We start from the raw sequence: 9,898 nt of genomic DNA on the forward strand, positions 1-9,898 counted from the left end.
GTTCACCGAATGTTCACTTCAGCAGCATCCACCCGGGTCGCCAGTTGAGCAGACGCCGGTGGACGGAAGCGTGAGCTGCACCGCGCGAGCCGACGCCACGTCTCCGGCCAGCCAGGCGGCGATCGAGCGCACCTGCTCGTAGCCGGTGGCCAGCAGGAAGGTGGGTGCCCGGCCATAGCTCTTCATTCCGGCGATGAAGAAGTTCGGCTCCGGTTGCTGCAACTCGGCGAAACCGTGGGGTTCGACTGTGCCGCAGCTGTGCACGTTGGGGTCGATCAGGGGCGCGAGGGCGCGCGGTGCCTGGACGATCTCGTCGAGGTCCAGCCGGACCTCCCGGAGCAGGTCGAGGTTCGGCCGGAACCCGGTGGCGTTGACAATCAGGTCGGTGTCGAAGTGCTCGGTGTCGCCGCCGCGGTTGCCGATGACCCGGATGCGGCCATCCGCTTGCCGCAGTTCGGTGATCTCGAACCGGTCGATGACGGTAATGTCGCCGGACTCGACCAGCTGTTGCACTCGGGCGCCCAGCGACGCCCGAGCCTGCAGTTCGTCGTCGGCTGAGCCGAGCACGCGAACGGCAGAGCGGTTGCGGATGGCCCAGGTGACACTGGTGCCGGCTTCCTGACGGGCAAGCTCGGCCAGATTCAGGAGGGTGTTGCCGGCCGAGTGCCCTGCGCCCACCACGGTGGTGTGCTTGCCCGCGAAACGTGCGCGCTCAGATCCGAGAACGTCGGGGAGCGCGTGGCTGACCCGGTCGGCCACCTCGGGAAGTCCGAGCGGGTCGAGCCCGCTGGAGCCGAGGCTGTTCGGCGTGGCGTAGGTTCCGGATGCGTCGATGACGGCGCGCGCGAGGATCTCGACCCGAGCGCCGCCGCTGTGCACCATCCGCAGCACGAACGGGGTGGTCTCCCGGCCGTTCGAGCGGGTGCGGTCCATGCCTTGCCGGCTGACCGCCTCGACTGTCGTCCCGGTGACGATGTGGGATGCGAGGGCGTCGGATGCGGCAAGGGGCAGCAGATACTGCTCGACCAGCTCCGCGCCGGAAGGCAGGCGTGCGGCATCCGGCTCCTGCCAGGCGGTGGGTGCCAGGATGCGCCGGGCGGCCGGATCGACGAGGAGCTCCCACGGGGAGAACAGCTTGATGTGGCCCCACGACGCCATACTGCTTGCCACGGTGCCGCCGGCCTCGTAGATGACGAAGTCGATGCCGCGCTCGTGAAGCTGCGCTGCGGCGGCCAGGCCGATGGGACCCGCGCCGATGATGGCGACGGGCAGGCCGTCGAGTCGGGAGTCGCGCAGTGTCGGCATGGCCAGGTCGGCGAGTGTCATGGGTGGGGCCCTTCGAGTCTGGATGCATCGATGATGATCGATATAGAAGGATTATGCAGCCATTCATCGATGGTTGTCAATATAGCGCTACGATGTTGCCATGACCACCCTCACCCTCACGCCCGTCATGGAAGCAGCAGCGTGCTGTGCGCCGCTGACCCGCGAGACACTCACCGCGGACCAGGCCGACGACCTCGCTCGCTCGCTGAAGGCCCTCGCCGACCCCGCGCGTCTGCGGCTGATCTCGATCGTGGCGGCATCCGAAGGTCAGGAAGCCTGCGTCTGCGACCTGATTGAGCCGGTGGGGCTCGGGCAGTCCACGGTCTCGCACCACCTCAAGATCCTGATGGATGCGGGATTCCTCACCCGGTCCAAGCGCGGAACGTGGGCCTACTACCGGCTGGTGCCGGGAGCGCTTGACTCGATCTCCCGCCTGCTCGTCACCGCGTGAGACTGCTGAACTCCGCGGTCCTTCGCCGGGTCGTGGCCGAGTTCCTCGGCAGTGCCCTCCTGGCCGCCGTCGTGGTCGGGTCCGGGATTGCTGCGGAGCGTCTCTCACCGAGCGATGTCGGCCTTCAGCTTCTGGAGAATGCCCTTGCGACAGCTCTCGCGCTGCCGGTGCTCATCCTCCTCTTCATCCACATCAGTGGCGCCCATTTCAACCCGGTGGTGTCGCTCGTTGACTCGGCGATCGGCCTGCGATCGTGGCGCGACACCGCCGTATACATCCCGACCCAGATCGTCGGCTGCATCGGTGGGGCTGTTCTCGCCAACCTGATGTTCGGCGCCTCAGCCGTCTCCTGGAGCACCAAGGAACGCCTGACCGGCGGCACCTTCCTCGCCGAGATCGTGGCGACGGCCGGTCTGGTGCTGGTGATCTTCGCCCTGGCCCGCACCGGCCGGGCATCCGCCATTCCGGCAGCGGTCGGCGCCTACATCGGCGCTGCCTACTTCTTCACCAGTTCGACCAGTTTCGCCAACCCTGCCATCACGGTGGGGCGGATGTTCAGCGACAGCTTCGCAGGCATCGCCCCGAGTTCGTCGCTCGGCTTCATTACCGCCGAACTGATCGGCGGGGCGGCCGGCCTGCTGCTGGTGCGCTACTTCTACCCCGTGTCACGCGCCGCTGGTGTGGCCTCGCCCGATCCCGCATCCACGACCAAGTGAACTGCGCTGCCTAATCGAGACAGCGCAGTTTCGTCACTCTATGCCGTGGGCCATTCGTCAGCGCCATCCTTGCGCCATCGCAGTGCCACGTACCAACCACATCGACGACAGATGAAGCCTTCGCCCAATGCGTGCAACTTACGTCGCTTGAGGGTACGACCACAGCAGGTGCACTGAAACAGGCTTTCCGTCACAGCGCCGCAGCCAGGGAGTCAAGGATTTGCACCTGAGTGGGGGCTCCGGCCAGGCCCTGTGGAGTGAAATAGATCCGGCATGCAAGATCGCTCGTGCGACCATCGGAAGGAAAGAGGTCAGCTCCGTTGACCATGATCGTCGGTGAACCCGCGAACCCAGTTCGGTCCGCAGCATCCGAGTCGTCAATACGTTGATAGCTCACTTCAACGTCGTCGCGCCCGAGTGACTTGAGAGCCGCAGTCAAGCGCGCCCCGGTCTCCTGCCAATTGGGGCAATCGTCGATGTGGAGCACTTGGATGTCCATAAGCACCATTGTGCCTCGATGGTACTGCCGCTCGAATCACTGGGGCTAACGAGGGGCTGAAGGCGAAGCCTCACTCGCCTTGACAGGGTGGAATGAGGGCTTCGGCGTCAGGTCAGCAGCAGGTGCAGCTCGGGTCGCATCCATCGGGGGTGCAGACCGCAGGGTCACAACATTCAGGCATTGGTGTTCACCTCCCCATCGTCGTTGTCGGAGAGGAGTTCTAAGGGAGACTCGATGTCGCCCTTCCACGCTTCGAGTCCTTCACGCACGGCAAGGGCCGCAATGACTAACGCGGCGACCGAATCTGCCCAATCCCAGCCGAACAGGGAGTTGGCCACAAGTCCAACGAGCACCGAGCCGGACAAATAGGTGCAGAGCAGAAGCTGCCTGGAGTCGGCAATCACGCTGGCGGAGCCGAGTTCATCGCCGGTGCGCCGCTCGAACCAGGCAAGGGCCGGCATGACAACGAGGCTCAGTGCCGCAATGGCGATGCCGAGAGGGCTGTGCTCGACAGCCTGAACGCCGGTAAGCGACAGCACCGCGTCGAGGGTCACGTAGGCCGCGAGTGCGAAGAAGGCGATCGCGATCGCTCGCACGGTCACCTTCTCCCAGCGCTCGGGATCTTCCCGGGTGAACTGCCAGGCGACGGCGACGGCAGACAGCACCTCGATGACGGAGTCCAGGCCGAACCCGATCAGAGCGGCGGATGAGGCTACGGCGCCCGCACTGATGGCCACGACCGCCTCCACCACGTTGTATGTGATGGTGAAGCCGACGATCCAGCGCACCCGGCGATGGAGCACCTCGCGGCGCTCAGGCGGGACGGTTCGCACCGTGGTCATTCGCAGCATCCGGGGACGGTGCATGACGAGTCGAGGCATGGCGCGTTCTCGTCCACACGGAGGGTGACATCGACCAAGGCAGTGAGCGCCCTCGTCAGGTGCGGATCGGCGATCTCATAGCGAGTCTGCCGGCCTTCGGGTTCAGCAACGACGATGCCGCAGTCACGCAAGCAGGTGAGGTGGTTTGAGACATTGGAGCGCGTGAGGCCGAGCTCTCGCGACAGCACTGCAGGGTAGCTCGGACCGTCGAGGAGTGACATGAGTAGTCGGGAGCGGGACGGATCGGCCATGGCGCGACCAAGACGATTCATCACATCCATGCGTGTAGCAATGGTCAGCATGCACTGACTATACAGCATGCACTGAACTAACAAGAAGCGGTCCGCCGAAGAGGTGTCGCCGCGGTAGAAAGCAACTCGCCGCCCCAGAAACTTCTGGAGCGGCGAGTCAATTTCCAGCGCGGGGAGGGCTACTCGCGGAGGATTGCGAGGAGGCGGAGGATCTCCAGGTACAGCCAGACGACCGTCACCATGATGCCGAAGGCACCCTGCCAGCCGTAGACGCGGGGAGCGCCGGCCTCGACGCCGGCCTTGATGGACTCGAAGTCCATCACCAGCGAGTAGGCCGCGAGCAGCACCACGAGGACGCCGAGAATGGCTCCGAGCGGTACGCCGGGGATCGGCTCCCATTCACGTGCACCGAACATGCCGTCGGTCGCGCCGAACGCCATCAGTCCGAAGTTGACCAGCGAGAACGCGGCGTACCCGACCATCGCGACCAGGAAGATCCTGGTCATCTTGGGGGTGGCGCGCACCTTGCCGCTCAGGAAGAGCGCCAGTGTGACGCCGACAACACCCAGCGTGCCGAAGACGGCCTGAGTGACGATGCCCTCCCACATGTCGCTGAAGAACATCGAGATACCACCGATGAACAGCCCCTGCGCGGCGGCATAAGCGAGGATCAGCCCCCGCGACGGCTTCTTCTTGAAGATGTTGACGAGTGCAAGAACGAAACCGGCGATAGCACCGGGAATCATCAGCAGCGGAACGAACCAACCGACGACGGCGGTTGCGAGCAGCACTGCGAACGCGATGACCGTCTTGACGATGGTGTCTTCGTAGGTCATCCGGTCGGTCTCGACTGGCGTCGCCGACGGGCGGCTGTACATTTCATCGAGCTCGGATGCGCTGGCTGTGGTCGGGCTGTTGTACAACTTGTTCAGCTCCGAGCCGCTCAGCTGGCTCTGGCGGGCGGTCTTGATCGCGCCGGCGTAGGAGGCCGAATTGAATGCGGGGTTGGCCATGAGTGGTCTTCTCCTTCGATGCCCAAACGTGTTTCAGGTATCAACCACAATCGTATAGAAGATGTTCCCCGGAAAACTGCGAGTTCGGCTACTTCGGACCGAACAGCAGGATCGCCATGTAGACGATCAGCACGGTGCCGGCAAGACCCAGCACGATGCCGATCAGCAGCGGCACGTCGAGCTTCGTTTTGGGCGGCGCGGTCAGGCTCTCCGGCCGGATCGCCGGCGGAATCGTCAAACCGTACTCGTCGCGCCCTCCGCGCCGTCGTGGCGAGACCGTCGCCGCGACCGCACCGCAATAGATGCAGTACTTCCACTCCGGGGCGAGGTTCGCGCCGCAGCTCAGGCAGGTGGGCATGGTGGCAGATTACCAACGAACCTGCCGGGCGCGTAGCGTTGTCGCGTGACATCCGCCCGCATTACTCGCCCCCTGGTCATTGCCCACCGAGGTGCGAGCGGCTATCGACCGGAGCACACGCGGTCGGCCTACGAGCTGGCGATCGCGATGGGAGCGGATGCCGTCGAACCCGACATCGTGCCCACCAAAGACGGCGTGCTGGTGCTGCGCCATGAGAACGAGATCTCCGGGACGACGGATGTCGCCTCCCGTGCTGAATTCGCGGACCGCAAGACGACGAAGACGATCGACGGCAAGAGACTCACCGGCTGGTTCACCGAGGACTTCACCTGGCACGAGCTCGCGCAGCTGCGCTCGCGCGAACGGCTGCCGAAGATCCGCGTGTCGAACACCACCTTCGACGGCTTGGACGGGATCATGCGCCTGCGCGACCTGTTCGCGCTGCTCGCTGACGGCCCGGTCGGCATGGTGGCCGAGTTCAAGCACGCCACATACTTCGAGTCGATCGGCCTTCCCCTGGATGAGTTGTTCGCGGCCGAGGCGCGCGAGGCCGAATGGCTGGACAACGGGCGCCTCACCCTGGAAGCGTTCGAGGAGAGCGTGCTGCACAAGTTGCGCGCCAGGGGAGTGGTCGGTGATCTCGTCTACCTGCTTGAGGCATCCGGTTCCCCAGCCGACCTGGTCGGGCAGCACGCGCGCACCTACGAATCGCAGCTGACGGATGCCGGACTCGCCGAACTCGCGGAGCGGGTCGACGGCATCAGCATCGACAAGCGGCTGCTGCTGCACTCCGACAAGGGGAACACCGTCGGCATTACGACGATCGTCGACCGCGCGCATGCCGCGGGGCTCAGTGTCTTCTGCTGGACGCTGCGCGCCGAGAACCACTTTCTCGGCAAGAACCTGCGGCGCGGCGACGGGCCGGGCGCCCTCGGGGACTGGCTGGGGGAGTACCAGCTGATCATGGCATCCGGCATTGACGGTGTCTTCGCCGACCACCCCGACCTAGCGGTCGAGGCGCGCGCCCGCCTCTAGGTCGAGCGGGTCGGCCGCCACCCAGCGGAACGTCGCCATGATCGCGTCGAGCAGGTCGAGGAAGACGTCGACGGCTTCCGGGGGAAATGTGACCTCGCCCAGTGTTGTCGATGCCGTGCCGGTCATCAGTATTCGCGGGTTGGCGTCGTCGCCGACGCTGACGAAATAGTCGAGGCGTCGAAGTCGAAGCTCTTGTTCACCGCTGCCTGTGTGCTCCTCCGTCTCGAACCGTGTTGCCCACCCGGAACCCACCTCGAGAGAGTCTGACGGATGCCCGGACCACCGTTGCGGGTACTCTCCCCGCCCCAACGGTTCCGCTGCCTTCTCCGGAATCGTCGCGATGGAGATGCTCAGCGGAAGGATCGCCTCATGGCGGGTCGCGATGGGGACAAAGAGCTGCACGATGCTCTGTCTGGCCGCGGCAGCCAGCGCCTCCGCCACCCAACTGCGCATGGTCGTGCTGACCAGTTCCCGTGCCTGGTCGTCGAGGCCGGCCGCCCCCGCCTTATCGAGTGCACCGTCCACCCGCGCCAGGTTCGCCTCGAGGCCGTCCCTCACGGTGAGCCGCACCCAACCTTCGGGCAGCAGTAGGCGGTAGCCGACCGTCGTCACTCGACCGTCTCCTTCGACGTGCGGCGTGCCCGTACGGCAACGATCACCCAGGTGAGAACCCCGGCGGCGATGAACCCCGGCAGGGCAACAGGCGTGACGTCGTGAGGCCAGGTCGGCGAGAGCGGGTGCGCGGCGTCCGTTCGGAACGCGATCAGCGCGCCGACCAGGCACATCATCGTGATCGCCGTGCCGAAGAGCCTGAATCGGCCGTTGGTTCCCCACCAGACCAGCACATTGTGCCCGAGCAGGAATACGGCCCAGGCCACGAAATACCAGGGTTGCGGGGTGAGAGGCGGATGCGCGAAGAATGGCACCACGCATCCGCCAAGTACAAGCACCCAGCCGGTGATCAACACGGTGAGAATCGTCGCAGAGGTCGCGCGGCTCACCCGCAGCCCCGGACCATCGAGGTTCATCGGGCGGCCACCGGTGGAATGCCACCATAGGAGACGGTGCCGTCCTGGTATTCGTAGGTGAAACTGAACGGCTGCTGTACGCCCCCAGGGCCGAGCGGGGGCGGGGTCGCGCTGGCGTCGAACTCGCGCGCCTGGCCGAGCGGTGTCGTGCCGTCAGCGGCGGTGGCGGGGATGTTTCCTGCCGTAAAGCTCTCGACCGGGATGCCCGCGACGGTCGGTTCCGGAATTGCGTTGCCCACGCCGGCGAGCACCAACCCGGTCTTGAGGTCGATGTTGTTGGCCAGGAACGCCTGCTGGGCGGCGTCCATGGCGTCGTCGGTTGCGGAGCTGATCGGGCGTCGCGATGTCGTCGCCAGGTCTCCGGCCAGCGTCGCGCCAACCCTGCCCCCTCCGGCAGCGCCGGCTTTCTCGAACGATCGGAAGATCGATTTGGACGCCAGCTTTCCGAACGGGATCAGCCCGAGTGCCTCTATTCCAACGGATGCCCAGCTCGTCTGCCCACCAGCGGCGGCGATCCCCTTCAGCACAACGTTGAGAGCGGTGATCGCCGTGCCGATCGTGCCGATGACGCTGACGATCCCCAGCAGGAGCACGGCGGCTGCCCCGCCAGTCCCGATGATGAGCACCACAACGAGAGCGATCGCTGCGATGACGATCAAGGTGAGGGCAATCCAGCCCATCACCTCGGTGAATCCGGCGCCCCAGTCGTCCCACCAGGTGTCTGTCAAGCCGTCACCGGCCTGGGAGTCGTCGATCATCGCGATCGCCTGTTGAGCGGCCGTCTCTCGTCGACTGATAGCGGCGTCCAGGAACGTTGAGGCGCTGGTGACCTGAGTCTCGGCGTCCCAATAGGCCACCTGGTAGTTCTGGGCGGCGGCCTCATGAACGGATTGTGCTCCGGGATCAGTGGCGGAGTATGCCAGTCCCTGATGCCGGGTCCACGCGCGGTGGGCAGCATCCCGGTCGGCCACTGCGTCATCGACGGCAGACTGGGCAGCCCGCGCCTCGGTCTGCGCCGCCTCCAGTTCTGCGGCGAAATAGTAGAGCGCGTCCGACACTCCCCAGTAGCGGGGCTGGGCCAGCGCAATGCTCTCGGCGAGCCCTGCCGCCTTCTCGTCGAAGGCTTCCGCTGCCTGCGATGTCTGCGAGTGCATCTCACGCACCGCAGTCAGCTGGCTGACAGCGGTATGGATCGCTTCGGCCACGCCCTGATACTCGGCAGCTCTCATCCGAATGTCTGACGGTATGCCGGGAACGGAAGGGTGGCTCATCGGCTGTCTCCTGGCGTCTGGTGCATACGGGGTAACGAGAGAGTCACTATCGTTCCTCCCCGAGGCTTTGAGCCTGAGCCCGAATGTCTTCCTCGGCAGTCTCAAATGTGTCGGCAATCTTTTCGGCATCTGCGAGGAGAATCTCGATCGACTCGGCGTACTCCACGCGTTTTGAGTCCCAGTTCGAGGCGAAGTCCGTGATCTTCTCACCAAGCTTCGCGTGCTCGACGACCGCGGCGGTGGCGGCGCTGTTGTTCTCGGCGGTCGTGAACTCGTCCCGGATCGTGCGGAGGGCCGCGGCAGCGTCCCGAAAGACGGTGGTATCGATCTTCAGTTCGTCGGCCATGTCGCTCCTCGTATCGCTTCAGGGTTGGGCAGCGCTGCAGGGCTACGGGTTGTGGATGCGGAAGCTGCGGGCCAGTTCGTCGAGGTCGGGCTCGAACTCATCGAGGCGCGCGAGATCGTGGTGTTCTGCATAGACATGCGCGAAGACGTTGTTGTATTCCCACACGTAGTTGATCACTCGCAAGGGGGAATTTCGACCATTGTTCTTGTGTTGGTGCGTGCTCACCAGCTTGATTCCCTCCCCGATCGATGGGGAGAGGAACGGGGTGGTCTGAGGGGCGGCGAGCGGCGCTGGCAGCTCTTTCAGTGCATGCTCTTCCCGACTGCCCGCGGACTCCTCGATGTCGGACCGCGAGAACGACAGCGTCGCGACGATAATCCTGCCGCGTTTGCCCGGCACGTGGAGGAAATCGATGTCCAGGCCGTCGTCGTTCCGGTCGCGCACAGCCGTGCTGACGATTGAGCGCCATTGCTTGCGGCCGATGGGATTCCACCAGCTGGTGTGCGCTGTGCAGATTCTGGATGCGTACTCGATCCAGTCCTGCTTCGTGCCGAAGGTGGCGTCGGGCCAACGCGTCGGAAGCGGAATCCAGACGTCTGAATCGACCTCGTACGAGAACTCGACTCGTTGCAGTTCGCTCATTTCCGGTCTTCCTCTCCAAGATCGCGAGTGCCCGCAGTTGTGAGGCGTCCGGTGGGTCAATAGCCCGAGCCCGGATGAGTC

The 9,898-nt window shown here is 65.0% G+C and carries 14 protein-coding genes; 3 read left to right on the plus strand and 11 right to left on the minus strand.

Annotation, left to right across the window (positions count from 1 at the left end):
• Window positions 1-18 precede the first annotated feature (18 nt).
• Complete coding sequence (locus ACX3O0_RS14045; RefSeq protein WP_459108122.1) at window positions 19-1,326, minus strand: NAD(P)-binding domain-containing protein; 1,308 nt, start codon at window positions 1,324-1,326, stop codon at window positions 19-21.
• A gap of 100 nt (window positions 1,327-1,426) precedes the next feature.
• Between ACX3O0_RS14045 and ACX3O0_RS14050 the strand changes: the two genes are divergently transcribed.
• Together ACX3O0_RS14050 and ACX3O0_RS14055 are read left to right on the plus strand one after the other, a co-directional pair.
• Window positions 1,427-1,777: a metalloregulator ArsR/SmtB family transcription factor gene (locus ACX3O0_RS14050; protein WP_459092977.1), complete on the plus strand. Its 351-nt coding sequence runs from the start codon at window positions 1,427-1,429 to the stop codon at window positions 1,775-1,777.
• Window positions 1,774-2,493 (plus strand): aquaporin, encoded by a 720-nt coding sequence (locus ACX3O0_RS14055; RefSeq protein WP_459108123.1) that lies wholly within the window; start codon window positions 1,774-1,776, stop codon window positions 2,491-2,493. The genes ACX3O0_RS14050 and ACX3O0_RS14055 overlap by 4 nt, the downstream gene beginning before the upstream one ends.
• Window positions 2,494-2,683: 190 nt before the next feature.
• Here ACX3O0_RS14055 and ACX3O0_RS14060 read toward each other — a convergent pair whose 3' ends face one another.
• From ACX3O0_RS14060 to ACX3O0_RS14080, 5 genes are all read right to left on the minus strand, one after another.
• The gene (locus tag ACX3O0_RS14060; RefSeq protein WP_459108124.1) at window positions 2,684-2,980 is read right to left on the minus strand and encodes a hypothetical protein; all 297 of its coding nucleotides are present in this window, start codon (window positions 2,978-2,980) and stop codon (window positions 2,684-2,686) included.
• A 185-nt stretch (window positions 2,981-3,165) separates the two neighbouring features.
• Complete coding sequence (locus tag ACX3O0_RS14065) at window positions 3,166-3,843, minus strand: cation transporter (RefSeq protein WP_459108125.1); 678 nt, start codon at window positions 3,841-3,843, stop codon at window positions 3,166-3,168.
• Complete coding sequence (gene cmtR, locus ACX3O0_RS14070) at window positions 3,831-4,175, minus strand: Cd(II)/Pb(II)-sensing metalloregulatory transcriptional regulator CmtR (RefSeq protein ID WP_459108126.1); 345 nt, start codon at window positions 4,173-4,175, stop codon at window positions 3,831-3,833. The genes ACX3O0_RS14065 and cmtR overlap by 13 nt, the downstream gene beginning before the upstream one ends.
• Before the next feature lie 128 nt (window positions 4,176-4,303).
• Complete coding sequence (locus tag ACX3O0_RS14075) at window positions 4,304-5,137, minus strand: Bax inhibitor-1/YccA family protein (protein ID WP_459092987.1); 834 nt, start codon at window positions 5,135-5,137, stop codon at window positions 4,304-4,306.
• A gap of 88 nt (window positions 5,138-5,225) precedes the next feature.
• The gene (locus ACX3O0_RS14080) at window positions 5,226-5,495 is read right to left on the minus strand and encodes a hypothetical protein (protein WP_459092989.1); all 270 of its coding nucleotides are present in this window, start codon (window positions 5,493-5,495) and stop codon (window positions 5,226-5,228) included.
• 45 nt (window positions 5,496-5,540) lie between these two features.
• Here ACX3O0_RS14080 and ACX3O0_RS14085 point away from each other — a divergent pair, with 45 nt between their 5' ends.
• Window positions 5,541-6,530, plus strand: a complete 990-nt coding sequence (locus tag ACX3O0_RS14085; protein WP_459108127.1) for a glycerophosphodiester phosphodiesterase family protein — start codon at window positions 5,541-5,543, stop codon at window positions 6,528-6,530.
• Here the strand turns inward: ACX3O0_RS14085 and ACX3O0_RS14090 are convergent.
• From ACX3O0_RS14090 to ACX3O0_RS14110, 5 genes are read right to left on the minus strand one after another with little or no spacing between them, the layout of a single operon-like run.
• Complete coding sequence (locus ACX3O0_RS14090; protein WP_459108128.1) at window positions 6,501-7,142, minus strand: hypothetical protein; 642 nt, start codon at window positions 7,140-7,142, stop codon at window positions 6,501-6,503. The genes ACX3O0_RS14085 and ACX3O0_RS14090 overlap by 30 nt on opposite strands.
• Window positions 7,139-7,558 (minus strand): hypothetical protein, encoded by a 420-nt coding sequence (locus ACX3O0_RS14095; protein WP_459092995.1) that lies wholly within the window; start codon window positions 7,556-7,558, stop codon window positions 7,139-7,141. Before ACX3O0_RS14095 ends, ACX3O0_RS14090 begins: the two co-directional genes overlap by 4 nt.
• Window positions 7,555-8,829 (minus strand): hypothetical protein, encoded by a 1,275-nt coding sequence (locus ACX3O0_RS14100; RefSeq protein ID WP_459108129.1) that lies wholly within the window; start codon window positions 8,827-8,829, stop codon window positions 7,555-7,557. Before ACX3O0_RS14100 ends, ACX3O0_RS14095 begins: the two co-directional genes overlap by 4 nt.
• 46 nt (window positions 8,830-8,875) lie before the next feature.
• Complete coding sequence (locus ACX3O0_RS14105; protein WP_459092999.1) at window positions 8,876-9,175, minus strand: hypothetical protein; 300 nt, start codon at window positions 9,173-9,175, stop codon at window positions 8,876-8,878.
• Between the two features lie 42 nt (window positions 9,176-9,217).
• The gene (locus tag ACX3O0_RS14110; protein ID WP_459093001.1) at window positions 9,218-9,817 is read right to left on the minus strand and encodes a hypothetical protein; all 600 of its coding nucleotides are present in this window, start codon (window positions 9,815-9,817) and stop codon (window positions 9,218-9,220) included.
• Window positions 9,818-9,898: the final 81 nt, after the last annotated feature.

The sequence above is a fragment of the Homoserinimonas sp. A447 genome, from assembly GCF_054489325.1.

What these genes read in the sequence shown, in the direction of transcription:
- ACX3O0_RS14045 (WP_459108122.1), bottom strand. Translation starts at nt 1,326, where the DNA reads ATGACACTCGCCGACCTGGCCATGCCGACACTGCGCGACTCCCGACTC.
- ACX3O0_RS14050 (WP_459092977.1), top strand. Translation starts at nt 1,427, where the DNA reads ATGACCACCCTCACCCTCACGCCCGTCATGGAAGCAGCAGCGTGCTGT.
- ACX3O0_RS14065 (WP_459108125.1), bottom strand. Translation starts at nt 3,843, where the DNA reads ATGCTGCGAATGACCACGGTGCGAACCGTCCCGCCTGAGCGCCGCGAG.
- cmtR (WP_459108126.1), bottom strand. Translation starts at nt 4,175, where the DNA reads ATGCTGACCATTGCTACACGCATGGATGTGATGAATCGTCTTGGTCGC.
- ACX3O0_RS14075 (WP_459092987.1), bottom strand. Translation starts at nt 5,137, where the DNA reads ATGGCCAACCCCGCATTCAATTCGGCCTCCTACGCCGGCGCGATCAAG.
- ACX3O0_RS14080 (WP_459092989.1), bottom strand. Translation starts at nt 5,495, where the DNA reads ATGCCCACCTGCCTGAGCTGCGGCGCGAACCTCGCCCCGGAGTGGAAG.
- ACX3O0_RS14095 (WP_459092995.1), bottom strand. Translation starts at nt 7,558, where the DNA reads ATGAACCTCGATGGTCCGGGGCTGCGGGTGAGCCGCGCGACCTCTGCG.
- ACX3O0_RS14100 (WP_459108129.1), bottom strand. Translation starts at nt 8,829, where the DNA reads ATGAGCCACCCTTCCGTTCCCGGCATACCGTCAGACATTCGGATGAGA.
- ACX3O0_RS14105 (WP_459092999.1), bottom strand. Translation starts at nt 9,175, where the DNA reads ATGGCCGACGAACTGAAGATCGATACCACCGTCTTTCGGGACGCTGCC.
- ACX3O0_RS14110 (WP_459093001.1), bottom strand. Translation starts at nt 9,817, where the DNA reads ATGAGCGAACTGCAACGAGTCGAGTTCTCGTACGAGGTCGATTCAGAC.